Origin of the sequence: Legionella beliardensis, assembly GCF_900452395.1 — a bacterium.
Lineage (GTDB): Bacteria > Pseudomonadota > Gammaproteobacteria > Legionellales > Legionellaceae > Legionella_C > Legionella_C beliardensis.
In genome coordinates this window covers 1,403,047-1,429,176 of sequence record NZ_UGNV01000001.1, presented here as the reverse complement: position 1 = coordinate 1,429,176, position 26,130 = coordinate 1,403,047, and the positions used below count along the sequence as shown (strand labels likewise).

The following is a 26,130-nucleotide window of genomic DNA, read 5'->3' as shown; positions in this document are numbered from 1 at the left end:
TTTTAATAAAATTAATGCTCTACAGCGCTAAGAACAATAGTAACTAAATTCCTGATTAATTTAATTTATCTTATTAATGCACTTGACTCAACTTAATATTTAGCTAACCAAATAAAAGCGTCTTCCAGCTCAGGCGTAATTTTAGTCCATACTAGCTGTGGGTCTTTCATATAGGGATTAATCGCCTGCGCGAGAGCATGCGAGTCTTTCCCACTGATATGGAGTCTATTAAAATAAACGTTGATTTGTTCAATGCCCGGAATCACTTCAAGCTCTTTGGCTAAATTAATAATATTTGGTCCCTGAACTTCCCAGGTTGTAAGGTTTAAATGCTTAATAATTTCATTTATCTTACCCTGCACAATTACCTGCCCTTCGCAAATATAAGCAATTTGATTGCAGTGCTGTACTTCATTCATATTATGCGAGCTTAGTAAAATGGTCATACCTTCCGAGGATAAATGATGCATAAGGCGCCAAAACCGTTGGCTAGACTCTGGATCCACATTGGCAGTAGGCTCATCTAACAATAAGAGGAGCGGTTCATGAACAATTGCTGCTGCTAATGCTAATCTTTGCTTCCAGCCGCCTGAAAGCGTTCCTGACAATTGATTACGCACACTAGATAGCCCTAATTGTTGTATCACCTGCTCAACACGTTCATAACGATGCGGAACACTGTATAACTCTGCAGTCAGTAGAATATTTTGATACACTGTTAATTGTTTATATAAGCTAAAAAACTGCGGGACATAGCCTATGTGTTTTTTTATAGCATTTATTTCGGTAAGAATGTCGTAATTCATAAAGGTGCCAGAACCTGCGTCTGGCGTTAATAAGCCACATAACATTCTAATAATTGTGGTTTTTCCAGAGCCATTAGGCCCTAAAAAACCGAAAATTTCACCATACTCAACCTTAATGCTGACATTTTTAATGGTAGGAACATTAGAAAAACTTTTGTATAAATTATTGGCATCAATAATTAAATTGGTTTTTTCCATTAATTGTCCTAATTCATAAATCAATAGAAACAGGTTGCCCTGGATGAGCTGTTATTTTTGTTTTTAACACAGGTGACGCTTCAATACGAAACACTAATCGTTGTCTTTCTTCAGTACTATAAATCATCGGCGGATTATAAGAAGCCTTAGGTGAAATATAAGTAATTTTAGCGTCGATGGGCGCTTGAGCGCCGTCATAATGCACCTTGATTGGCTGATTAATACGTAGCTTACCTAATAATATTTCAGGAACAAAAAATACAATTTTAATTTGAGCTGGCTCAAGTAAAGATAATATAGGTGAACCTGCTTGTATATTTTCTCCAGCCGCATAGTAGGTATCGAAAACAATACCATCTTTAGGCGCGCTAACTGTTTTCTGTTGTATTTCCCAATGCGCCTTTTTCTCTTCTGCTTTAAATGAAGTAAGATTTGCTAATGCATTATTCTTATCCTCCAAAGCTTGCTGATATTCCATCACACTCTGTTCAAACACTTCTTTAGAAATAATATCTTTTTTCAATAAAAGCGCATTTCTATTCTTATTAGTTTCTAATAATTTGTAGCGTGTTTCAGCCTTTTTTATTTCAATAAGTGCAGCTTGAACGCGAGCTTTCGCGATTGTTAAATTTTCATCAGTAAGTAACGGCTCTAAGGTAAATAGCACCTGATTTTTTTTAATCTGCATGCCAGGCGTAACTTGTAATGATTTTAAGGTACCTGCAGATAAGGTAGAGATATAAATATACTGGCCTTCCACATACCCTGATATCACAGGCTTAGAGGGACGGGAGCAGGCAACTAATTGTAGAATCACTAACAAAAGCAATAGCTTTAAATAAAAAAGTGAATTTCTATCATATTTTGCCTGAAGTACAGACTTTGCCATATTATTTTCCCTTTTAAAGCTTACATTAAATAACATTATTTAATGTTATTATCTTGCGGCTCTAAGAGCTCTGGCGAATCATCTTCGGAAGTATCACGTCCATACCGGTCTTCAAAGCGAACGATATCATCTTCTCCTAAGTAAGACCCTGTTTGCACCTCAATCACTTCCAGAGGAATAATTCCCGGATTTTCCAAAGTATGTACTTTACCTACTGGAATATAGGTGGATTCATTTTCAGTTAATAAAAAAGTATCTTCGCCTTTAGTAATTAAAGCGGAGCCTGAGACGATTATCCAGTGCTCAGCGCGATGATGGTGCATTTGTGTAGAAATCTTTTGACCTGGTAAGATGGTTAGATGTTTTACTTGATAACGTTTCCCATTCTCAAGTGAATCAAATTTTCCCCATGGTCGATGCACTTCGCGGTGTATTTTAACTTCTTTACGCTCCTTTTTATTAAGCTCCTCAACTACCTGCTTAATTTTTTGCACATTATCTTTGGTCGCCACAAGTAAGACATCTTTAGTATTAATGATGATGGTGTCCTTAAGCCCCATCGTTACGACTAATTTATCTTCGCTATTGACTAAATTATTAGAACTATCAAAATGCACAACATCCCCCCCGAGTTGTACATTATTTTGTAAATCTTTTTGCGAAATGTCCCAAATTGAACACCACGAGCCTACATCTGACCAATTAGCATTTAAAGGAACAACAACACCGTGAGTAGTTTTTTCCATTACGGCATAATCTATTGACTGACTTGGGCATTCTAAAAAATGCTCTTTACTAATATAAATATACCCATTATTTTTATGCCCATGATTAACTGCTTCTACACAACTTGCATAAATGTCGCTTCTATATTGTTGTAACTCATTTAAATAAACACTAGCGCGGAACATAAATATCCCACTATTCCAATAGTAATCTCCGCTTTGCAAAAAAGATTGCGCAGTTTGTAAATCAGGCTTTTCTATGAATTGCTCAATAGCCATTGCTTGGTTATTTTTAGAAGCTTTAATATAACCATAACCTATTTCAGGTTTATCTGGAGATACCCCAAAAGCAACTAATTTACCTTGGTTAGCATAAACTAACGCTTCATTGACTGCCTGATGAAATTTATCTATATCGCTAATCATATGATCAGCTGGAAGAGTCAGTAAAACAGGATCATCATCTTGTTTTAAGGCTAATAAAGCGCCAATGGCAATCGTTGGGGCAGTATTTCTTCCAAAGGGCTCAAGAATAATTGAGCCCTCACTATTTACCTGCCTTAATTGCTCGGCAACAAGAAAGCGATGTTCCTCATTACAAATAATAACTGGTGGCTTATGCTCTAAGCCTTGTAAACGGGCTAGCGTCATTTGCAACATAGTTTGTGTTTCAAAAAGCTTTAAAAATTGTTTGGGATAGAGTTCTCTCGATAAGGGCCAAAGACGACTTCCAGTACCACCTGCTAAAATTATAGGCAATATCATCAAGCATCCTGATAGGTAGGTAAATAATAATTATTATAAGCTATATTTAGAGATAAGGTTTTTTAGCCAACTACTTACAAAATGTCTAGCACTGCTAAGCAAAAATTAAAAATTATTATTGTAGCTGAGACTTATCCTCCGGAAATTAATGGCGCTGCACGCTTTGGCCAACGTTTGGCAGAAGGCTTATGCCAGTTAGGACATGATGTTTATGTCATTGCGCCTGCTAGTGAAAAAGGGAAAAGTTTTAGCACATCTAATCATGGCGTCACAGAATATCGTTTACGTTCTCACCCTATACTGACTCACTCTACTTTTCGTATGTGTTTTCCTTGGCAAATTAAAAAAGAAGTAAAAAAGATTTTTGACCAAGTGCAACCGGATGTAGTACATATTCAATGTCATTTTACAATTGGTAGATTAGCTATCAAGGAATCTAACCGTCGTCAGATACCTATCATAGCCACCGTCCATGTCGTGCCAGAAAATATTATACCTTATTTACCGCTACCAAATTGGCTGATTAATTTGCTAATTAGATACTTATTTTATGATATGCGTAATGTATTAAGCAAAGTTCAAACTATTACTATGCCTACTGATTTAGCGGCAAAGTCTGTTAGTAAGGAATTAAATTTACCAATAATCACTATTTCAAACGGCATTAATTCAGAACACTATCAATTAAAGCCTAATGAGTATATTGATAAAAATAATAAATTTATCGTTCTTTTTGTAGGCAGGATCGCTGAGGAAAAGCATATTGATATACTCATTAAGGCTATTGCTAAGTCACCATCTCATTTAAATATCTATTTAGAAATAGTAGGCGATGGCGAAATTTGTGATAAATTAAAAAACCTGGCAAAAAGCTTAAATATTGCTGATAAAGTAGCATTTCTAGGTGTAATTAGTGAAGAGGATTTACGTAAAGCCTATCTTCGAGCATCTCTATTTTGTATGCCGAGCACAGCCGAGTTACAATCCCTGGCAACATTAGAAGCAATGTCCGCTTCTTTACCGGTTATCTTAGCCGATGCTTTAGCGCTTCCTCACTTAGTTATAGAAGGTAAAAATGGCTACCTTTTTCAACCAGGAAATAGTTCTGAGTTGGCTGAAAAAATAGAGATAATAAAGAACTTATCGGAAGCATTACGCTTAAAAATGGGCCAAGCAAGCTTTGAAATGGCAGCACAGCATGATATCAAAAATACGTTAGCTCGTTATGAGGCCCTTTACAAAGGGCTATAGAAGACTACTTTTATATATTCTTATTTATTAATCTAAACCCAATTCTTGCTAGAAAGGAATAACAAGATCTTTTGCAATACTATGCAATTGCTGCTTAAATAATTCCTGAATTGCTTTTAAACTAAGGTGGTCTCGAGCTTCAAAACGCGCGACTAGACAAGGTGTGGTATTAGAAGCACGTATAAGCCCCCAACCATGCTCAAACTCAACTCGCAAACCATCAATCTTTATTTTTCTGATAGCATCAAATACAGCATGTTCAATAAATTGTTGCATGAAGTTAAATTTCTGACTATTACTAATAGGAATTTTAATCTCAGGCGTATTTACGCTATCAGGAACTGTAAGAAATTGCGCGTCTGCTGATAAAGGATTCTCACTAATTATTTCTAATAAACGACAAGCGCTATACAGCGCATCATCAAAACCATACCATCTGTCTTTAAAAAAAAGATGGCCGCTCATCTCACCTGCTAGCGCTGCTTGCGTACTTTTCATTACGCCTTTAACAATTGAGTGTCCTGTTGGACACATATGAGCCTGTCCGCCAGCAGCGGTAATCACATCTGTTAAATGCGACGAGCATTTCACATCATAAACAATGGTAGCGCCCGGTTTAGATTTTAAAAGGTGACGAGCATAAAGCATCATTAAGCGATCAGGCCAAATTACTTTACCTGTGTTAGTTACCACACCCAATCGATCAGCATCCCCATCAAACGCAAGCCCAATGTCTGCTTGATTTTGGAGAACGGTTTGTTGCAACGTTACTAAGTTTTCTTCAATGGATGGATCGGGATGATGATTAGGAAAACGGCCATCGACATCACAATAAAGCGAGATAACCTCGCAACCTAGCTTTTGCAGAAGTTGTGGAATAATTCCGCCAGCTACCCCATTGCCACAATCAACAACCACTTTTAAGCGGCGCCTTAATACAACATCGTTAAGAATACGCTCTATATAATCAGGAACAACATCCAAATAATCAGATTGACCCTGGCCGTTAATAAATGTCTGATTTAAGACAAGATTATAGAGTATATTAATATCTTCTTGAACTAAGGTTTTACCCGCTAAAACAATCTTAATCCCATTATAATCGGCAGGATTATGACTTCCCGTTACAATAACCCCACTATCAACGCCATACTTAAATGTGGCAAAATACATCACTGGCGTAGGCACCTCACCTATGTCTATCGTCGTTATGCCACTATCGAGTAGTCCTTGCTTTAAAGCCGCTGATAAACCCATACTTGTTAAACGACCATCGCGAGCAACAATTATTTTTTGACGATTTAAAGCATGTAAACGGCAACCAATAGCACGACCAATACTGTAAAAAGCATGCTCATCAAAATTTTCATCAATGATGCCGCGTATATCGTAAGCACAAAATACCGATTGATTTATTTGTTTAGCTCGATAGTGCATCACAACCTCCTAAAACAATAAAAATTAATCTCACCATGCTAGCTACTTAATTAATAGCCTTAGTTATTAATGATTAATTTGATACATTTGCTCATTTACGTCATTATCAATGATAACAATGTAAGTTCTTTTTACTATAGTTCATAGATGACAAATTTTTATACAAAAATAAAAGGAAAATGATGATAGACCTTTACTATTGGCCGACGCCAAATGGACATAAAATTACCATTTTTTTAGAAGAATGCGGCATACCCTATGAAATTAAGCCTATAGACATTACGAAAGGTGACCAGTTTAGCGAGCATTTTTTATCAATTTCCCCTAATAACCGCATGCCAGCTATCGTTGATCATGACGTTATAAAAGACGGAAAACCTTTAGCTATCTTTGAATCCGGTGCAATCTTAATTTATTTAGCAGAAAAGACAGGCCATTTTTTACCACAAGACCTTTACTCTCGTTATGAAGCCTTGCAATGGCTATTTTGGCAAGTAGCAGGCTTAGGCCCTATGGCTGGCCAAAATCATCACTTCAGCCAATTTAAAGAAGACGATAAACTGCAATATGCAATTGAACGCTACATCCGTGAAACAACTCGTTTGTATGGGGTTTTAAATAAACAATTAACAAATCGTGATTACATTACCGGTGATTACTCCATTGCTGATATGGCTTGTTACCCTTGGATTGTTCCCTTTGAAAAACAAAGCCAAAATTTAGATGATTTTCCCAATTTAAAACAATGGTTTTTAAGAATACAAGCAAGACCCGCTGTTCAGCGAGCTTATGAAAAAGCACAAGATATAAAAGTAGATCCTGTTTTAACTGAAGAAGCGAAACGAATTTTATATAATTTAAAATCTTAATGCCAAGCTGGGTAATAAAGTTATCTATCGCATGAATAGTAGCTGTCAGCGGTGCTAGCAAGCTAGATGCTACTATTTAAACCATTAAAAATTTGTTATAATTAGCTTTTAATAAAAAGACAGGTCAAATAAATCTCTTAAAAGGTTTAATGGTTTAGCAAGGCCAAAATGGACCACAAGACATTGAAGTTCTTTAATTATCTTTGAGAAAAGCCCTTATAAAAACCTTCAAAGCGACTAAATAGTTGCTTTCTATTTTATGATTAACCACTAGATATTATTCTTACGACGCTACTTTCCATGCCTTTTAAGTAAAGAGCTAGAAAGAGCGATTATGAACTAATTTATATTGAACATGTCTGATTGAAACGAGAAAACTACATGAGTTTTGAAAATTTAAATTTAATAAAACCTTTGTTGCGCGCAATTCGTGAACAAGGCTATGAAACACCTTCACCCATACAAGAAAAAGCAATTCCTTTCATATTAAAAGGCGTTGATTTGTTAGCATCAGCACAAACTGGTACAGGAAAAACGGCAGCCTTTACTCTGCCAATTTTACAAAAATTAACCGAGAAGCCGCAGGCAAAAGCAAAGCAGGCACAAGCTCTGATATTAACACCTACGCGTGAACTAGCAATTCAAATACATACCAATGTGGTGCAATATAGCCAGCACCTTAAGCTTCGCTCAGCAGTCGTTTACGGTGGCGTTAAAATTAACGCTCAAATAGCAGCATTACAAGAAGGTGTTGAAATATTGGTAGCTACCCCAGGTCGGCTACTTGATCTACACCAGCAAAATGCCATTCATTTTACCGATATTCAAACCTTGGTTTTAGATGAAGCAGACCGCATGTTGGATATGGGATTTATTCACGATATTAAACGGATTATTGCATTACTGCCGCGTGTACGACAAAATTTATTATTTTCAGCCACTTTTTCAGATGATATTCGAAAATTAGCGAAAAAATTGCTTGTAAATCCCGTTGAAGTTTCGGTAGCTACTCGTAATGCCACTGCAGTTAAGGTCAATCAGATTATTTTCCCTGTCGATAAAGCACGAAAAACAGCCCTACTTTGTCATTTAATTCACAAAGAAAATTGGCAGCAAGCACTTGTTTTTTCGCGCACCAAACATGGCGCTAATAAGCTTGTTAAAGGTTTAACTTCAGCCAATGTTCCAGCGTTAGCTATTCATGGTAATAAAAGCCAGCCCCAACGCATTAAAGCACTGAATGATTTTAAAAATGGCAAAGTACAAATTTTGGTTGCCACAGACATTGCAGCACGGGGAATTGACATTGAGCAATTGCCTTTAGTGGTTAATTTTGATTTACCTGATGTACCTCATGACTACGTACACCGTATAGGCCGTACTGGGCGCGCGGGTCATCAAGGCCTAGCTGTCTCGTTAGTGTGCGCTGATGAATTTAAACAATTACAAGCTATTGAAAAAGTAATTAATCATCGCCTTAAACGAATAGAGGTCGATGATTTTGAACCTAACCATCGCCTTCCTACACAAGCGCCTAAAGCATCTGCAGTAAAAGCGAGAAAAGCTCATGAACATTCTAAAATGGAGCGAAAAAATAAAGGTCGATATCCGTTTAAATAATTAGAGCGAAGCGTCGGGCCAAGGGCCCATGGCCGTCAGGCTAAGCGGCCAAGAGTCAAGATCGATGCAGGCAGAGGTAAGTTTGGGCACTTTTTGGAAGCGCCAAAACCGTCCATGCGGCTCGATGTTGTGCATCCATGCACAACCACGTTCCAAAAAGCGCCCAAACTTACCTCTGCTGCGAGGCCGTAAGTACTCTAAGCATATTATTTTCTACGGTTCTAAGAGAGCTATTTGCTTAGCCTGACGGCTATAGGCCAAAGGCCCGACCTACAACTTGGAATTGAAATCATTTGTTGGGCCGAGTGGCCCAAACTACGGTTATAAATACTTCTTTATATGATCAAAGAATCACTTCTACTGTCTTATCGTCTTCTAAAGCAGCAAAATCTAAACCAGCTATTTCTTGCAGTGATTTACCTGCAATACCTTGAAGATCGCCATACATGCCAACAGTTGCTAGCATAACGCGCTCAATTTGTTCATGGCGCTTAGCCCATTGCTTAAGAATGGCTTTACGCTCTTTATCTAAATCAGTTTGCATGGCAGAAAAGGCTTCTACAATCGCCTCAATGCGCTGGCGAAAACGGGGACCAGTTAAATACTGATAGACTAGTTCGGTTTTAGTTTGCTGACCCTCTGATGCTTTACGAACCATAGCAATGTCTAAAAGTGTTTGTCTTAACACCATAGCAACAGGAAAGGCTGCTCGGGGATGAGTGACCCAAACGCCATCTATTTGTTCAAATGTTTCGACATTTACAGGCAAGGCCTGACTGACAATGACACAAATTTCAGCTTTGGCAGCACGTTGATCATCACGTAATTTCGTGAGCCATTGTTCATTCCAATGTTTGGTACGCTTTGATTCCCATAAAATAGTGCCACAATCTTGGCCATTGAAAGCAAACACACGTTGTAGAATATCGCCGCCAAATTCACCTTTAGGCACAGATTCAATTACATCAGTTGGAAATTTAGCCTGCAACATGTTTTCTAACATTAATTCTTGTACTTCACCTTGTAATTGCTGCGAGCCTTGCTCAGCTTTTTGTTTCAATTGCTCAATTTGCTTTTGCATGGCAAGAATTGTCTCTTCTTTTTCTTGTACTTTAAGTTGCAATGCCCCTTCAGCTTCACGTCTCGCTTTTTCTCTAATTTCAGCTAAACCTTCTTGAATACTTTTTTCTATCGTCAAATCCATTTCGCGCTTAGCATCTTCAAGCTCGCGCTGCTGTCTTAGCAAATCAGCTTGAACTTTTTGTGCAGCAGCGAGCTTTTCTTCCCGCGCTTTTAGAATAGCTTGTAACTCCATGACCTCACTTGCTTTACTTTCTAATTCATTTCCTAAAGCAAGCCTTGCCTTTTTTGCTTCCTCAGCAGCAACAATATTGCGTTCCTTCTTGAGTTGCTCTTGGACTTGCGTTTCGATCTGTTCATTGAGCTTTTTTTGTGCTTCTTTTAATTGTTCTTCTTTCCTTTTATAAATTTCTTCGCGATTGGCGATAGCTAAATCTTTTTGAGCCAATTCTAATTGATATTGTTTTTTTATTGATTCGACTAAAGGCGCAGCTAATGATTCAGTTAACTTGACTTCATTTTTACAACTTGGACAATGAATTACCGGCTCAGCCATTATAACTCACAATTATTTAGAATTTGCTTATACTATCTTAATTTTTTTTAGACGATAAGGTTTAAAAAATAAATAGTTTCAACTATTTATTTAAGAGAGCTTTTTAACTTAGATTCAGTATAATGACTGCTCATTTTGGCAGATGACATTCGTTTAGTAATATAAAAATGATCATTCGATAATGCTTTATACAGCTTTCCTGTATTGTCATCTCCGCGTGGCTTTGTTGCATGGTCAAAGCGACCTTGTAGCCCGGCTGCTAGCAGCTGGGATCTGGTTAGGTAACTAAGATTTAATCCCCGCTTGCTTGCAGCCAGGCTACGGTATCTGGAGTGCTTGCTAAAACACCCCGTCATTGCGAACCTTTACACCGTAAAGGTGAAGCAATCCAGAACAGTGCTACTTACAACATCTGACCTGGATTGCTTCGCTGCGCTCGCAAAGACGAGCGAATGGATTAAAGCAACTGGCGGTTTTAAGGCCAAGCTGACTAGGTTGTTTAACCTTTAATTAATAATATAAGCCGCTTAGTTGATCCACGCAACAATGCCACACGGGCATGACAAATTTAAGTTAATTAGAGATGAATTCGACTTGCTCAAGGGTAACATCACCAAGACCTGCAATACTTAATTTAATTTCACCTGTTTTCTGCTCTAAATTCACTCCATTTACATTCGCTATGATTAGAGTTTTTAGTGGGATTTTCTTGTCTGCTACAAAGCCACTGGCTTGTAATAAGTACTTACCTGGGGGGATGCGTAAGCCTTGGTAGTTTAACAAATCCCATTCAAATTCTAAAAAACCAGCAGGCTGCTCTCCTAATAGCAACTTACGAATTATCCTGCCGGTACAATCATAGATAACGGCCATTGCTTTATTGACATGGGTAATGACTTCAATAAGCATTTGGCAAGAAAGCTCTTTATTTATTAATAAATAATTTGCGGTAACAATGACTTTACGGCCAACTAACGCTGATGCCTGTAAAACTTGGTTAGATTGAAAGGTAGATGCTAAGCATTTGCTAAAATCTGGCACTATGTAATTCAAATGATACCAGGTCAGTAATGCCCACGTTGTATCGCCACTCGGCAAAAAAGAATTTGATTTTTGGTCAGGAAACCGCATTTGTGTATCTAATTGATTTAAATCGTCATAGTTTTCAAGATAACCATCTAAATCAAACACAATGTGCGCTCCAATGGTATACTTAATCTTTAAGATGCAAGCGCTATGCCAGCAAATTAAACTACTAATTTACAAACAAACAAAGTCTGACCTAGAAGATGTTGCGAGAAAATTACTAAGTCTCTGGTTTTTTAATCAGACTATAGTACTATTGGGCAAAACTGATTGATGAGGAATCCTGTGAATAACCTTCCTTTGCCTGAAAATGCCATTGAATTGGTGAAAACTTACCTACTTAATCTGCAAAATAGCCTTTGCCTTACGTTAAGTAACATGGATGGTAAAGCCTTTCATGAAGACATTTGGACTAGACCGCTTGGTGGTGGCGGAATCACACGTGTTATGGAAAAAGGCAATGTCTTTGCTAAAGCTGGTGTAAATTTTTCCCACGTTTCAGGTGAAAAACTACCTCCTGCAGCTAGTGCATTACGACCTGAGCTTGCAGGCAGAACATTTAATGCGTTAGGCGTATCTATTGTGCTACATCCAGAAAATCCTTATGCTCCTACTACGCATGCCAATATACGTTTCTTCATTGCTGAAAAGGAAGGCTTTCCCCCTATTTGGTGGTTTGGCGGCGGTTTTGACTTAACCCCCTATTATGGCTTTCTCGAAGATTGCAAGCATTGGCACTACACCGCCAGACAAGCCTGCGTAAGCTTTGGCGAGCACCTTTATCCTAAGTTTAAAGCCTGGTGTGATGACTACTTCTTTTTGAAGCATAGACAAGAAGCACGAGGAATTGGCGGCTTATTTTTTGATGACTTTAATGAGGTAAGCTTTGAGCATAGCTTTGCTTTCATGCAAAGCATAGGTAATCATTTTATTAAAGCTTATGAACCTATTATTAACAAACGCAAAGACCACCCTTACGGCGCGCGCGAAAAAGCATTTCAATTATACCGTCGTGGCCGTTATGTAGAATTTAATCTTATTTATGACAGAGGAACGCTGTTTGGTTTACAGTCAGGAGGGCGAACAGAATCGATACTTATGTCCCTTCCACCTGAGGTAAATTGGCTTTACAATTGGCAGCCTGAAGCAAATAGTCCAGAAGCAAAACTTTACACCGATTTTTTACCTGCTAAAGACTGGCTATGCGATTAATTTTATAAATATAATTTAAAACGGTTGCTACGATAATATTTAGTATAGCAATCACTAAAAAAACATCGGCAATCGAAAATTTAAGCTTAAGCATAACGATGACCAAAATTCCCCCTAAAACCATCGCTAAGGCATTATAAATATTATTTGCGGCAATGGTTTGTGCACGTTGGCTTTCTTTGCTTATGACTTGTAAATAAGTATAAAGCGGCACGACAAATAAACCGCCACAAAAGGAAAAGAGAAAAAAATCAATAGTGATGCGCCAATGGGATAACGACATTAAAAATTGCCATAAATTTACTAAGGGTAAATCAGGATTTTCAATAGGCGATATCCAATACAAATCCAGAGCAAATAAAGATAAAAAAAACATAGCCAATGGGACATAGCGAAGTGTAATTTTTCCGGCTAAAAATTTGGTAATGGCCAGGGATCCCGCAGCAATACCAATAGAAAAAATGCCTAAAAACATGGCAAATACAGTTGTATCGGCTCTTAAAACATAATGGGCATAATCAGGAAGCTTAGTGACCACAACCGCGCCTACTAACCAAAACCAAGATATTAGCAAGACGGCAGGATAAATCTGTTTATTAGTTAGTACACGCTTAAGCATGTTTATGGTAGCGCGCCAAATATTATAATCTATTTTCGTTCGATTTAGCTCTGAAGAAGGAGCAGACAGGATAAATAAACTGGCGATAAAGCCGCTTAAAGAGGCAACATTTATTAAATAAATAGCATAATGAACATGATTTTTATCGTTACCTATGGATAAAGTTCCCAAAATAGTGCCTGTTAGAATAGCGAAAAACGTACTCGCTTCAATTAAACCCGTGGCCTTAAGCAACTGCGGACGTGGTAAGTGATCAGGCAATATTGCATATTTAATTGGGCCAAAAAACGTAGAATGAATGCCTAGTCCTGCTAAAGTAAATAACATCAAAGGAATATTACTTTTTAAGAGCCCAATACTACCTATCAACATTAATATTATTTCAACAATCTTAACTAAACGTGTCAACATTGCTTTATCATACGCATCTGCTAACTGACCTGCTGTCGCTGAAAATAAGAAAAAGGGCAAGGTAAATAAAATACCTGCTATTGATTGATAATGCTCAGAATTAGCTTGCGATGTGCTTAAATGGTAACTAATCAAGGTAAGCATGGCTAATTTAAAGACATTATCGTTAAATGCGCCAAAGAATTGAGTTAAAAATAACGGCAAAAATAATCTACTTCTTAATAACTGCATGTTTTATCATTCGGTTTTTAAAATTACTGAAAAGGGTTAAAAACATGGATTGATAGACTCACGTAACTGAAGAATTCGCTTTTAAAGCGCGATTGCTTAATGATGCAATAAGTTTTTCAATGTTATGTTGATGGGGTTCGGTCTGGTTAATAATTGCTTCCGTTCGTTGTGTGCAATATTCTTTCACCTCTTTATCAGGCAAAATATAAAAAGTCTTCTTTTCTAATTCATTAAGAATATGCTTGGCTACATCATCCGCTGGCCTGCTTCTTTCAATTAAATGACTCATCATTTCATGAAGCTTATTGTTATTTAATGGCGTCGAATTAGTTAAGAGCTGTGTGTTAGTGAACGAAGGACAAACCACAGAAACATCAACTGGTTTATTTAGGCGGTTTAAATCAAAATAAAGAGATTCAGAAAGCGCGACTAGGGCATGTTTTGACATAGCATAAGCTGATAATTGCGAACCGCTACATAAACCATAAAAACTTGCCATATTGATAACGTAGGAACGATGCGATTGATTAAACATAATCGGTAAAAAAGCATGTAAGGCATGAATGACACCATACAGATTAACATCCATCACTTTACGGATATGCTCGCTTGTTAATTCCCATACTGGCTCAAAATGCCCGCAAATCCCAGCGTTATTAAATAACCAATCAACACGACCAAAACGCTCAAGCGTTTGCTTAGCCAAATGCTTTAACCCCTCAGGTTTGGTTACATCACAGGTAACCCCAAAAACGTCTGCTTGATTTTGGCCACTTAATTGCTCAACACGATCACATAAAGTCGATATCGCATGATCTGCCATAACCACATTAATGCCACGTTGCAAGCAATTTTTTGTTAAAGCAAAACCAATACCATTTGCAGCACCAGTAATCACAGCTACTTGCTTAGAAGTTTCCATGATTTTGGCTCCTGGAGAATTGGGGGATTTTATAAGACATGATTAAGAACTCTTAACAGTTGAAAATATTCTTATCTAGTTCAATGTCATTATCAGACATGCTGAATACAAAGCCAAGTATTTTTTGAAAAAAAGAAATAGGCCAGCCTACTACGCTATGTTAGCTGGTATTATTCTAAGATGCTGCCTTTAGATATGCTTATTTAGCCAATAGCTAGATAGTATCATCGCTGTGCTTTACTTAGTAAATTAAGCAATGATGTTATTAACAAAGACCAATTAATCTAATTCGTATTAGATTAGTTAACCATTTAAAGGCAATAAATTACCTAACTTAACTATTCATCACGAATAACAGTAACATCTTGAGCTTTATATCCTTTAGGCCCTTTAGCAACAGTATAAGAAACAAGCTCGTTCTCATGCAATGTTAAAAACCCAGTGCCATTAATATCTCGATAATGAATAAAGATGTCGTCACCATTTTGATTAACAATAAATCCAAATCCCTTTTTTTCATTGAACCATTTTACACGGCCAGTCTCTACTTGCGACATTTGCTATCTCCTTTCCATCTGAAGCTTCGTAATCGAAAATCTAACCACACGCGTATTTATTAAACTAATTAAACACCATTCCTTTTAAATCCTCTAATTAAAAGAAATTTTAAGTTAGAATAAATACCTAACAATGCTAAAAATAATTAGCATTAAGATTAGCATAGCATTTTTTTGTTGATTGTTAAGGTTTTTTTGTAATATAGGAGTGATTTTATTTTGGTTAACCTAGTTAAAACGCCACAAACCTATTCTAAAGAGGACTTTATTGATTTAGCCATAAGTAACAATGTACTTAAGTTTGGCAATTTTTTATTAAAATCGGGACGTCAAAGCCCCTACTTTTTTAATGCTGGTTTATTTTACCAGGGTCAAGCCTTAAAAAAACTTGGCCAATTTTATGCGCAAACGCTTATAGAGCATAAAATAAATTGCCAGCATTTATTTGGGCCGGCTTATAAAGGATTACCATTAGCTACTGCAACAGCTATTGCCTTAGCAGGCCAAGGCATCGATGCTACCGTCACGTTTAATCGTAAAGAAGTTAAAGACCATGGTGAAGGCGGCGTGCTTATTGGCGCACCATTAATAGGTGAGACAATCATGATTGACGATGTGATTACCGCAGGCACTGCTTTTCGTGAAGCACAGCATTTAATAAAAACCAATGGCGGGAAGCTAACAACAGTCATTATTGCCCTAGATCGCTGTGAGCGTGGATTAACCACACAATCAGCAATCAACGAAATACAAGATCAAGGTATCAATGTATTATCTATTATTAATGTACATGATTTGATGGATTATTTAGAAAAAAGACAATTAGTAGAAGAGTTAGAACGATTAAAAACGTATCAAGAAGACTATGGCGCTTAAGTATGGTAGGTTGGGCTAAACAAAGTGCAGCCCAACCTATCTTCCTTTAATAACTAGCGATATCAATCGTTTTTAATTTATGATCAACATACCTACTACCACGCTTAACAGTTACAGTAATTTCTTCACCAACTTTAATGTCAGTCAGTAAATTATAAAAAGCATCATAATTAGGTACAGGATGGCCATTAACTGCCGTAATGATGTCACCTAAATGGATTCTTCCATCTGCATCGCGGTATGTACCACGCAAACCCGCCGCAGCCCCTGGTGAATGAGGTAAGATGTCTAATATTAAAATACCTTTAGTAATGCCAAAGCGTTTAGCAATGCTAGGCTCAACACGACGAATACCAATACCTGCTAAAACAACCCGACCATTTTTTATCAACTGCGGCACAATGCGCTCTACATCATCAGAAGGAACTGCAAAGCCAATACCCGCAGAAGAGCCTGAATTAGAGTAAATCGCCGTATTAAGCCCTATTAGACGCCCGCGACTATCTAGTAACGGCCCTCCTGAGTTACCGGGGTTAATTGAGGCATCAGTTTGAATCATTTCACGAATGGTAACGCCCCCAGCCCCAGGTACTTGGCGACCTAATGCAGAAATAACACCGATTGTTAAGCTATGATCTAAACCAAATGGGTTGCCAATAGCAATTGCTTTTTGTCCGACTAATAAATCGCGACTATGAATCAATTCAAATGGGGTATATGTCTTTAACAGATCTAATGCTTTTGCTGATGAAATGGCAAGGACGGCAATATCTTTACGCGGCTCAGCACCAATCACTTTTGCCGGTACCGTCACATTACCAATTGTCACGGCAAGATCATCAGCGCCTTTTACGACATGGTAATTGGTGACTATGTGTCCCCGTTTATCCCAGATAATTCCAGACCCTGCACCAGCAGGAACACGCATCTTGGTATAAGCATGCTGCACTCTTGCTAATCGATGAACAGAAACAACTTTAGGAGAAAATTTTTGAAAAATTTCTACCGTGTTTCGTTCATAATTTAAAAGATCACCTAGATTGCCTGCTATAGCATTACAAGCTAAAAGACTAAAAAAACAAATAAAAACATGCTTCCAAATCTTATTTCTCATCTTAGAACTCCATAATAAGCCTGTCTTAATTGATTATTTGTTGACCTGATGTTCAGTCTTTTCTTATGCTAAAACTAAGTTAAAAAAGCTGCAATAACTCTTTAAATTTATCATAAGAGTCTATTAACGACGTTGGACCTCAATTAACTTAACAAGCCAAATAATTCTAATTAAGATTTATGAAGAACGAGATTATGCACTAATTTGATCAAAATTGGTAGAAAAAAATCCACGATTAACATATTTTAACCGTGAATTCCTTAAATATGCTATGCTGTAAAAGAAAATTGCGCAGGGTATCCTCTATCGGCAGTTTCAGAGTCATGCTGATTTTTCTTATCCAAGCTATGACTGCCAAACGTGTCTTGTTCATTATTAATGGAGGCTTGTAAGGCTGCAATCGTTTGTCTTCGTAATTTTTCTTGCTGCGCGGCTTTTAATGATATCCCTTGGGATAAGTTAAAACAAGAAGCTAAAAATTCAATAGGTGCAGCAATAAAGGATTTAAACACTTGTGTAGATGATTCTATAAGCGATTTAGCAGTATGTTCACTATTCTCATTATGACGAAGGAAGATTTTTTCAAGTAAAGCTGAGTGTTGTTGGTAAACAGCATCCATATGCTCATTGCGCTTTTTTTCTTGGTCAAGAATATAAGCTTGTAATTCTTTGTGTGAATCCCATAAGCTGGCACGCCTTTTTTGCAACTGCTCAATTTCTAGATCATAAGCTTTACATTGGCTATCAATCTCATCTTTTAATTTATCACAAACTTCTTTGCGGGCTAAAGACAAGTCCCCAGCTACAATGGCATTTGATTCTTTAATAATAGCCTGAGCGTAACGGTCTATGAGCGCTGATTTCTTTTTTAAGATTTCTTCTATCTTTTGATCCAGATACTGAACTGCTTCCTTATTTTCACCTAAAACTTGATAATAGGCATTATAGCGCTTGAAATTGAGCATTTCATCACGTAATTTTTTTAATTCTGTCGTTTCTTGACCCAATGCTCTTTGTTGGGCTAAATCATTTAAGCGCTTATCTCGACTACTCAACATTTGGTGTATAAAAGCGCCGATGCTGCTAATTACACCAAAAACAGTTGCACAAATAACAGCTATTGCTATTGGCCCCATAGCCAACCTCCTTAGTGCAGATGAATTAATTGTGTATGTATATCTATAGAAAAATAACGACTGAAGGTTTCATAAGAGTCAATCTTTGGCCACTGATCTGCTTCATCACACATTCTAAACATCTCAGCTTCAAAGATTTGTGGATAATGTACTTGAAGAAAGGGCTTTACTTCTGATAAGTCATTAAAATTCTTAATGATTACTGTAGCATTTTCAGCCAAATGAGAGACCGTTACTTCTTCTATAATACTAGTTAATTCTCTTTGCTCTTCTACAGTAGATTTCATCCATTTTAATAAGACAGAACGAGGCTTAACACGCATTAATTGCTTACCATGAGACATGGACTCTTCCATCAAAACAATATGTGAGTGCAGCTCAAATTTGAAACAACAGAGGAAATCTAGAAAACTACTCTCAATCTCATTGTGTACAGTGTCACCTAGCCAGCGGCTAATTTCATGATGGAACATAAACTTAAAATGACGTTCTATTTCATTTAAAGTTTCCTCATCATTTTTTTGTTTTGTAATAACATAAGCTGTATTATCAACACTTAACATATGGGGATCAGGTAATTCTATATCGGGTAATTGTGAAGCTAGAAATGAAGAAAAAACATAGGTTGGCTTGAGGATAATGATTTCCCACTCACTAAATTGCATGACGTTCTCCTTGATTTTTATTTGACTCATCCTGAGTACATCTAAAAAACTAAATCCTACGTCTACAACCTTCCATAAGTTAACCTTTTTATATGGAAGACTTTAGATTAAACTTAGCTTTGCTTAATAGCAATAGTAATTACTTGCTTTTTTTAATTTTTTTTAATTCATACTTTTTATTTGTGAATTCTTAAACGTAAATTTAATATAAAAATTCCTTAAAAATAGAATAAATCACTAAGAACCAATAAATATAGACAAAAAATGCAGAACTAGCAGGCTAATTTGCGCTTTTAACTGAATTAAACGTTTAAAAATAAAAATAGATTTCTTGAAAATTGATAATATTCCTTTAAGAACACATTGAATAAAACTTGACATGCTTTAAGTTAGCGCTATGCTTGCGTTTTGACCTTTTGTCGTTTTTATGCCGTTTTTAAAAAAATTTATAGTTACCTTTTTAGCTTTCATTTCATTCGTTGCTCTTTCTCTTTGGATTTTAACCAAATCAGTAAGTCCAGAATTAATGAAAAGCTTTGTCAACCAGAAAATAACCACACTGACTACGCAACCTAGCGAGATAAAAGGGGCTATTAATTGGCAGCTATTCCCTCATCCAGGAATTAAAATAGAAAATATTTGTATCGGCAATCAAACTGCACAAAGCCCCTGTGCTATAAAATTAGGGCAATTACTTTTTAATTTAAAAATCTCAGCCTTATTACAGGGTAAAATAGTATTTAATGAAATTAAAATTGATAATGTCACAGCGGTAATAAATTTAAATAAAAAGCCACCTTTAGTAGTATCTGCACCTACAACCCCATTAACAATTACTCCACCTGCTAAGAAGTTAGAAGAGCAATTTGCTATTGAGAGACTATTAATGACTCATGGTAAACTAAGTATTAATATGGATAATAATGTTCTTCATGTCACTTCTTTACAGCTAGGCGCTGAGAGCATTAATTTACAGCAAGATTTATTTTCCTTTCAACTCAAAGCAGCAATTGACTATGTTTTTAATCAAAAACATGCTTCTACCCAACTGCAATTTAAGGGTGAAGTAGGTGCTCCTCTTAGGGCACTGACTGAATTAGATGCTCTTCTTAAATCGATTGTTCTAAAAGGGCAACTCCTTCTCCAAAATCTGCAAGTTGATAATTTCAAAATCAATAAATTAAGTGCCAATACCATTATGAAACATGGTGTTATTTCTTTAAATCCCCTGACGCTTAATCTTTATCAAGGCGAAGCCATTGGTGACTTAAATTACAATTTCTTTTCTAAGTTGCTCAAAATTAATCAAACAGCAACAGGAATAAATAGCGCGCGCTTTACGGCTGCTTTATTTAATCAAAAATTATTGCAGGGAAAACTTGATCTATCTCTTCATTCACAATCAAATTTGAGCCAAGATAACTGGTTAAACCAAACAACGGGTAGCGGCAATATTAGTCTTCATCAAGGCACGCTTGAAATAATTGATTTAAATAAAGTAGTTAAAAAACTAAGTAATGCTATTAGCCAAAATCAAGAGAATCAAGCAGCACCACCTTTAGAAGCTGAAGCATTTAATTATCCAACGTTTTTTCGTGGAACAACACCACTTAAGCTCATGTCAATTCAATATCAACTAGACCATACGCTTTTATCAAGCGATGCAATCGTACTGCAAACAGCCATGCTACAATTGAAAGGTGATGGTAAACTTAGCTTAACAGACTATCGTTTAACCAGTCATCTTATGGCAACGCTTACCGCAGAAGATGATAAAATAAGCAACATACAGCAATCACTAGGCGGTAGTTTCCCGTTAATAATTCAAGGTAATTTAAACCACCCTACGGTGTTACCTGATTTAAAAAAAATAAACGCAAATTTGGCTAAATTTTGGATTAAGACTAACTTAGTGAAACCCGTACTAAAAATTAAAGATCAATTTGTTTCATTTTTTAATCATTAATGATGAATAACGAAGCTATTTACCAAAATTTCAGCTATCCACTCTTAGCTTGGTTTGATCACCATGGGCGTAAGAATTTACCTTGGCAATACCCAAAATCAGCCTACCGAGTTTGGGTTTCCGAAATCATGTTACAGCAAACTCAGGTGCAAACTGTCATACCGTATTTTGAACGCTTTATGACAAGTTTTCCCACGGTCAAACATCTTGCTTGTGCTGATGAAGATACACTTTTATCCCACTGGTCTGGGTTAGGTTATTATAGTCGCGCACGCAATATGCATAAAGCTGCCAAAATAATTACCTCCGATTTCAACGGCCAATTTCCAGCAGACCTCAATCAGTTAATGCAGTTACCCGGCATAGGGCCATCTACCGCTGCAGCTATTGCCTCATTAGCATTTAATCAACCTACTGCCATTTTAGATGGCAATGTCAAGCGGGTGCTAACGCGTTATTTTATGATTGATGGCTGGCCTGAGCAGGCTCAGATAAAAAATCAACTATGGCAGCTTGCTAATCAATGCATGCCGTCAAAGCGCTGCGCGGATTACACGCAAGCAATTATGGATTTAGGAGCCACTTGCTGTACGGTTAAACGGCCAGCTTGTTCTCATTGTCCAGTACAGGAAACATGCCTTGCTTATTTAAATAAGAAAGTGGCGCATTATCCCTTTCGGAAAGTGAAAAAAGTGCTACCTACTAAAACACAGCATTTCTTACTACTGCATACTGACGATAATAAAATTTATTTAGAAAAGCGCCCGCCAACTGGGCTTTGGGGTGGGTTATGGTGTTTACCTACTTTAGACATAGAAGAAGAGCCTATCGATTACCTAGCACAGTGGTATGACATTACGTTGATGCAAGCAAAACCTTTACCAAATTTCAAGCATACCTTTAGCCATTTTCATCTTTATATTAATCCAACTGCGTTTAAAATCGAACATAAGAGCTGTTATGTCGCGGAAGGTGCAGGTAAATGGTTTGCGCCGCAGGAATTAACGTCTATTGGTCTTGCTAAGCCCATCTATCAAATTATCTCAAACTTTTTAGAATTAACGTAAGAACTTAGTAACATCGCTGGATACCGCGGTCAAGCCGCGGTAATTCGTTATTTTGATTGATTCTAGGCCACCTATCGAAATACCGTGGCTTGACCATAGTATCTATAGCTCTTGAGGTACATTAACAGTAAGTAGCCTGAGTGAAATGAAATGCAACCCGGGTTCCGGCCTTTTGGCCTGCACCCAGGCTACGATCGCAGCCAAGCTGTGATAAGACGTTATTGATAATTGCTAACCTCTATTTCATCTTTATTATTAATCCCTACATAAATTAATATCATTATCGCAATGACTAAAATGCCAATTTCTCCAAAATATAAATTAGCGATTGGTAAATTTTTCCATTGAACGAGTAAATAATAAAATAAAATAATGACCACACCGGATAAGCTATTAAATAATGATTGTACGCGCCCTTGATAATTAATATCTGTCATCTCTTGTGCCAACGTTGTAATTAGCGCCCAAGATGAAAAAGAAAAGCCAATTAAAAGATGATAAAAAATAGCTAAATTATTACTGGTAGTATGGCTAAATAAGTAAAAGCCTATGACGCCTAAAATAATTTGCCCAACGATTACTTTAAACGTTGAGAAATAAGAAGCACAGTAAGGTGCAATAAAACTACCTAGGATAATTCCCAGGGATAACCCTGACTCAAGCCAGCCAAATTGACTCACACTACTATGGAGAACTGTTTTAGCATACGGCGCCAATAACACTGGTGCAGTCATATAGCTTACAAAAAATAAACCTTGCGTTAGGTAGACAAGCAATAAGGGTGGCCTGCGTTTAATATAGCGCCACCCTTTAACAAATTGTGTCCAGAAGGATTCTTTTCTTAAAGGTGCTTGCTGCGCATCGGACAGTTTAATCCTCATTAGAATGATGGCTGCAAATAAATAGCAAAGACCATTTATTACAAAACAAGTTTTAAATGAGGTTGTGGCTAAAACAAATCCCGCACAGCCCATCCCGGCGACACCTCCTACCTCATAAGCCATGTCGCCTAGTGCATTACCATAAAGTAAATCTTCTTCAGGAATTAATTCACGCACAAAGCTCATAGCGGCTGGAACATAAGCAGCTAGAAACACCCCCATCAGCGTTGCTAATAAATAAACAGCTAGAGGTGTATCATAGGTTTGTCCTAAACAGGCGAAAATAAACAGACACAGAGCCCTAGCTAAGGTTACAACAATTAATATGTAATGGCGATTCCATCTATCAGCAAGCACGCCAAAGAAAGAGCCCAATAAAACATTAGGTAACCAAAAGCAAGTCATTAATATAGCAGTCGATACCACAGATGCATCATAACGCATCAAAACCCAAACCATAATAATATAGGTTAAGCCACTACCAAACATAGCTAACATACAGCTTAGTGTAAAACGCCTAAAGCTACTTTGGCGCATCAGGCGATATTGTTCTTTAAACATAGTAATACCATTATTTTGGGGCGTATCTAGGTAAGATTGCTTCCTGCGCTCGCAAAGATATTAGGAATTTATCTTTAGCTGATGTACCTTAAAAGGAGGGTACGTAGTTTGAAATTGTATGAGCGTAGGCTCCAATCACTTTAGATCAAGGCGCCCGATTTTGTATTATGTTATTATTGCTAACAATAGTATTTATGAGAATGAAGTTAACATTATCAAAAAGTTATTATATAAAACATAATGAGTTTAAATAAAAAAATCTGAACCATATTAACACAAAAATCGTTTGTTGCCAAACCCTAACACCTTGCAATTATACCAGTAAAGATTAGCCAACTAGCTTTGTGTTGTTATTTAAATCAAGTATCATAATTGTTTGATTAGGATTTATTGAAAGTAAAAGTTACATCTGAAAATCATTTAAAAGCGCAATTTGATTGATAACCAATTACAAGGTTGAGAGATAAAATGTATAGTTTTTTTTTAATCCTAGTTAATTTTGCCGCATTGCTCTGGTCAGCAAGCCATCTTGTCTCTGGCGCGTCAGGAATAGCTTATTATTATCGCTTACCACCATTGTTAATTGGTTTTACCTTAGTTGCTCTAGGAACATCGGCGCCTGAAATTATGATAGCGATTCGGGCATCGCTAGAGGGGCTAAATAACATGGCTATAGGTAATGCCATTGGCTCTAATATTGCTAATATCGGTTTAGTGCTTGGCTTAATTGTATTAATAAGACCACTTAGAGTACAGCCTACTTTTTTACAGCGTGAATTTCCTATGCTTTTTTTAGCCATGCTATTTATTTATTCTCTTATGTTAGATGGCTATATAGGTATTATTGATAGCTGTTTATCGCTATTGGCTTGCGTATTGTTTATTGGCTATGTGCTATATACATTAAAACACTCAAGGGTGCAGCACCAAATTACAGAGGAATTTCGACACGCTGTTTTACGTAAACATTCTTTACTAAGCTATGCATTTAGTCTTTGTATTGGCCTCATTGTTGTGCCAATTAGTGCCAAGTTTCTTATTATTAATAGCTCACATTTAGCGCAACAATTAGGATTAAGTGATTTAGTTATAGGATTAACTCTTATTGCAATCGGCAGCAGTTTGCCTGAGTTGACTACGGCTATTTTAGCTATAAGAAAAGGAGCAGACGACATTGCGGTAGGAACTATTTTAGGCGCTAATTTATTTAATTTACTTGCGGTACTTATTTTTCCAGGAATTATTCATCCCTCATTAATTAGTCATGCACTTTTATGGCGAGATATGCCAGTTATGTTTTTAACCACACTTATTCTCTTATGGATTAATAGACGTCATCAAAAAATGACAAGGTGGCATGGCGGGCTTTTAATTTTAGTTTATTGTTGTTATATCATGTCTCTTATTATTAGTGCTAACCGATAAATCAGTAACAGAATAGTTTTATTATTGAATATCTAAATTAATTATTCCCTCATTTTATTAAACACTTTCAATGGTGTTCGTTGTGCATAATATTTTTGCAGCTGCTACCGCTTCAGGCTGCCCTTTAGAGGCAGCGCTTTTAATCCAATACCAAGCTTTTGCACGATCTTCAACCACACCTTGGCCATAGTAATACATATAACCCACTGCATATTGCGCATCAGGTTGACCTTTTTGAGCCGCGGGTAACAAGCGAATAAAAGCTTTGCGATAATTGCCTGCTCGAAAGCAACTTATTCCTTCATTAAAACTATAATTACTAAGCGTAACACAAGCTGCTAATAGAAAGCTTAATAGTGCCAACAGAGCCAAGCGGACAACTCCTCGCATAACGTTATTCCTCACTAATTAAAGGCTTTGCTGGTTTATCAAAGAGCAATTCAGCTTTAGGTAAACTTAAGCTCTCCAAAGAACCATTATACAAAACAACAATTCCATTTTCGCTGATACGCTTAATCACAGCCCCCCCGGGTAAAGTGTCGCCAATAAAATACGTACGCTCCTCTCCCGCGGTATCTTTAATTAATACTTGTGACTCTGCAATATCAGGTGAAAATACAATACCTACAATTTCAACATCAAGCGTTGACTCTTTAATATCTGCTTCATTAATTACCGGAATATAATCACCGAAAAGAGGTTTAGTGAAAAGTATAGATTGAGTCGTAATTTTCACTTGTTTAGAATTAATAACAGCAGGCTTTGGCTGAACAATCTTGGTTAAATCTTGTTGTAAAAAATCTATGAGTTGATAAGCAAATAAGCTAGCCATCACTAAAAAGATGATAATAGCTATTAACTTTTGTGACTCATACAATGATAAAAACAATTTCAAACTTCCATAAATTAATTCTTACACTAAAAGCTACCATACTTATGCCCCACACGTAACCTACTTTCTATAAAGGATCACGATACAAAACTAAACTCTGTGCAATATTAAAACAATTTATTATAAAAAATAAATGAATTAACATGCAAGTTTTACGGAATTATTTGCTTTGAATTTGAGAAGAGTTTAGCCAAAGTAAATCAGACTCTGCTAAAATTCAAACAATAGCACTAGTTACTTTAAAGCGGTAAAGACACTGTAGCTTATACTTGAGAAGTAAGATAGCGAAGATATTGAACCAGATGGATACCGT

Annotated in this window: 23 protein-coding genes; 8 read left to right on the top strand and 15 right to left on the bottom strand. The window is 36.8% G+C overall.

What is annotated here, in order from left to right; all coding sequences use genetic code 11:
- Positions 1–92: 92 nt before the first annotated feature.
- The 3 genes from DYE47_RS06355 to DYE47_RS06345 are packed head-to-tail and all read right to left on the bottom strand — an operon-like array spanning position 93 to position 3,383.
- The gene (locus DYE47_RS06355; RefSeq protein WP_115302466.1) at positions 93–1,004 is read right to left on the bottom strand and encodes an ABC transporter ATP-binding protein; all 912 of its coding nucleotides are present in this window, start codon (positions 1,002–1,004) and stop codon (positions 93–95) included.
- Positions 1,005–1,017: 13 nt separating this feature from the next.
- Positions 1,018–1,893: an HlyD family secretion protein gene (locus DYE47_RS06350; protein WP_160149860.1), complete on the bottom strand. Its 876-nt coding sequence runs from the start codon at positions 1,891–1,893 to the stop codon at positions 1,018–1,020.
- Positions 1,894–1,928: 35 nt separating this feature from the next.
- Entirely contained in the window at positions 1,929–3,383 is a 1,455-nt protein-coding gene (locus DYE47_RS06345) for a mannose-1-phosphate guanylyltransferase/mannose-6-phosphate isomerase (RefSeq protein ID WP_115302464.1), read from the bottom strand.
- Between the two features lie 81 nt (positions 3,384–3,464).
- Here DYE47_RS06345 and DYE47_RS06340 point away from each other — a divergent pair, with 81 nt between their 5' ends.
- Positions 3,465–4,634 carry a glycosyltransferase gene (locus DYE47_RS06340; RefSeq protein ID WP_115302463.1) on the top strand — a complete coding sequence of 390 codons (1,170 nt, stop codon included), beginning with the start codon at positions 3,465–3,467 and terminating at the stop codon, positions 4,632–4,634.
- 48 nt (positions 4,635–4,682) lie between these two features.
- Here the strand turns inward: DYE47_RS06340 and DYE47_RS06335 are convergent, their stop codons facing one another.
- On the bottom strand, positions 4,683–6,071 hold the full coding sequence (locus tag DYE47_RS06335) for a phosphomannomutase/phosphoglucomutase (protein WP_115302462.1): 1,389 nt from the start codon (positions 6,069–6,071) through the stop codon (positions 4,683–4,685).
- Positions 6,072–6,250: 179 nt separating this feature from the next.
- Between DYE47_RS06335 and DYE47_RS06330 the strand changes: the two genes are divergently transcribed.
- Positions 6,251–6,940: a glutathione S-transferase N-terminal domain-containing protein gene (locus tag DYE47_RS06330; RefSeq protein WP_242604168.1), complete on the top strand. Its 690-nt coding sequence runs from the start codon at positions 6,251–6,253 to the stop codon at positions 6,938–6,940.
- Between the two features lie 381 nt (positions 6,941–7,321).
- Positions 7,322–8,560, top strand: coding sequence for a DEAD/DEAH box helicase (locus DYE47_RS06325; RefSeq protein ID WP_115302460.1), 1,239 nt, complete (start codon positions 7,322–7,324; stop codon positions 8,558–8,560).
- 343 nt (positions 8,561–8,903) lie between these two features.
- On the opposite strand, the gene DYE47_RS06320 is transcribed toward DYE47_RS06325, so the two are convergent.
- Both DYE47_RS06320 and DYE47_RS06310 read right to left on the bottom strand, forming a co-directional pair.
- Positions 8,904–10,196, bottom strand: a complete 1,293-nt coding sequence (locus DYE47_RS06320; RefSeq protein ID WP_115302459.1) for a DUF2130 domain-containing protein — start codon at positions 10,194–10,196, stop codon at positions 8,904–8,906.
- 573 nt (positions 10,197–10,769) lie between these two features.
- Complete coding sequence (locus DYE47_RS06310) at positions 10,770–11,387, bottom strand: FLgD tudor-like domain-containing protein (protein WP_115302457.1); 618 nt, start codon at positions 11,385–11,387, stop codon at positions 10,770–10,772.
- Positions 11,388–11,555: 168 nt separating this feature from the next.
- On the opposite strand from DYE47_RS06310, the gene hemF reads away from it, so the two are divergent.
- Positions 11,556–12,494 (top strand): oxygen-dependent coproporphyrinogen oxidase, encoded by a 939-nt coding sequence (gene hemF / locus DYE47_RS06305; protein WP_115302456.1) that lies wholly within the window; start codon positions 11,556–11,558, stop codon positions 12,492–12,494.
- Here the strand turns inward: hemF and DYE47_RS06300 are convergent.
- The 3 genes from DYE47_RS06300 to DYE47_RS06290 form a co-directional block, all read right to left on the bottom strand.
- Positions 12,472–13,755 carry an MFS transporter gene (locus DYE47_RS06300; RefSeq protein ID WP_115302455.1) on the bottom strand — a complete coding sequence of 428 codons (1,284 nt, stop codon included), beginning with the start codon at positions 13,753–13,755 and terminating at the stop codon, positions 12,472–12,474. The genes hemF and DYE47_RS06300 overlap by 23 nt on opposite strands.
- A gap of 58 nt (positions 13,756–13,813) precedes the next feature.
- Entirely contained in the window at positions 13,814–14,677 is an 864-nt protein-coding gene (locus DYE47_RS06295; protein WP_115302454.1) for an SDR family NAD(P)-dependent oxidoreductase, read from the bottom strand.
- Between the two features lie 338 nt (positions 14,678–15,015).
- On the bottom strand, positions 15,016–15,234 hold the full coding sequence (locus DYE47_RS06290) for a cold-shock protein (protein WP_115302453.1): 219 nt from the start codon (positions 15,232–15,234) through the stop codon (positions 15,016–15,018).
- A 219-nt stretch (positions 15,235–15,453) separates the two neighbouring features.
- On the opposite strand from DYE47_RS06290, the gene pyrE reads away from it, so the two are divergent.
- A complete protein-coding gene (gene pyrE / locus DYE47_RS06285) occupies positions 15,454–16,110 on the top strand; it encodes an orotate phosphoribosyltransferase (RefSeq protein ID WP_115302452.1) in 657 nt (218 codons plus the stop codon).
- A 46-nt stretch (positions 16,111–16,156) separates the two neighbouring features.
- Here the strand turns inward: pyrE and DYE47_RS06280 are convergent, their stop codons facing one another.
- From DYE47_RS06280 to DYE47_RS06270, 3 genes are all read right to left on the bottom strand, one after another.
- Complete coding sequence (locus tag DYE47_RS06280) at positions 16,157–17,224, bottom strand: S1C family serine protease (RefSeq protein ID WP_115302451.1); 1,068 nt, start codon at positions 17,222–17,224, stop codon at positions 16,157–16,159.
- 269 nt (positions 17,225–17,493) lie between these two features.
- Positions 17,494–18,360, bottom strand: coding sequence for a hypothetical protein (locus DYE47_RS06275; RefSeq protein WP_115302450.1), 867 nt, complete (start codon positions 18,358–18,360; stop codon positions 17,494–17,496).
- An 11-nt stretch (positions 18,361–18,371) separates the two neighbouring features.
- Positions 18,372–19,025, bottom strand: coding sequence for a hypothetical protein (locus DYE47_RS06270; protein WP_115302449.1), 654 nt, complete (start codon positions 19,023–19,025; stop codon positions 18,372–18,374).
- 427 nt (positions 19,026–19,452) lie between these two features.
- Between DYE47_RS06270 and DYE47_RS06265 the strand changes: the two genes are divergently transcribed.
- Positions 19,453–20,991, top strand: a complete 1,539-nt coding sequence (locus tag DYE47_RS06265) for an AsmA family protein (protein WP_115302448.1) — start codon at positions 19,453–19,455, stop codon at positions 20,989–20,991.
- Positions 20,991–22,058 carry an A/G-specific adenine glycosylase gene (gene mutY / locus DYE47_RS06260; protein ID WP_242604169.1) on the top strand — a complete coding sequence of 356 codons (1,068 nt, stop codon included), beginning with the start codon at positions 20,991–20,993 and terminating at the stop codon, positions 22,056–22,058. Before DYE47_RS06265 ends, mutY begins: the two co-directional genes overlap by 1 nt.
- 218 nt (positions 22,059–22,276) lie before the next feature.
- On the opposite strand, the gene DYE47_RS06255 is transcribed toward mutY, so the two are convergent.
- Entirely contained in the window at positions 22,277–23,500 is a 1,224-nt protein-coding gene (locus DYE47_RS06255) for an MFS transporter (protein WP_115302446.1), read from the bottom strand.
- 468 nt (positions 23,501–23,968) lie between these two features.
- On the opposite strand from DYE47_RS06255, the gene DYE47_RS06250 reads away from it, so the two are divergent.
- The gene (locus tag DYE47_RS06250) at positions 23,969–24,925 is read left to right on the top strand and encodes a calcium/sodium antiporter (RefSeq protein ID WP_115302445.1); all 957 of its coding nucleotides are present in this window, start codon (positions 23,969–23,971) and stop codon (positions 24,923–24,925) included.
- Positions 24,926–24,982: 57 nt separating this feature from the next.
- Here the strand turns inward: DYE47_RS06250 and DYE47_RS06245 are convergent, their stop codons facing one another.
- Both DYE47_RS06245 and DYE47_RS06240 read right to left on the bottom strand, forming a co-directional pair.
- Positions 24,983–25,315, bottom strand: coding sequence for a tetratricopeptide repeat protein (locus tag DYE47_RS06245; RefSeq protein ID WP_115302444.1), 333 nt, complete (start codon positions 25,313–25,315; stop codon positions 24,983–24,985).
- Positions 25,316–25,319: 4 nt separating this feature from the next.
- Positions 25,320–25,814, bottom strand: coding sequence for a type II secretion system protein N (locus DYE47_RS06240; RefSeq protein ID WP_115302443.1), 495 nt, complete (start codon positions 25,812–25,814; stop codon positions 25,320–25,322).
- Positions 25,815–26,130: the final 316 nt, after the last annotated feature.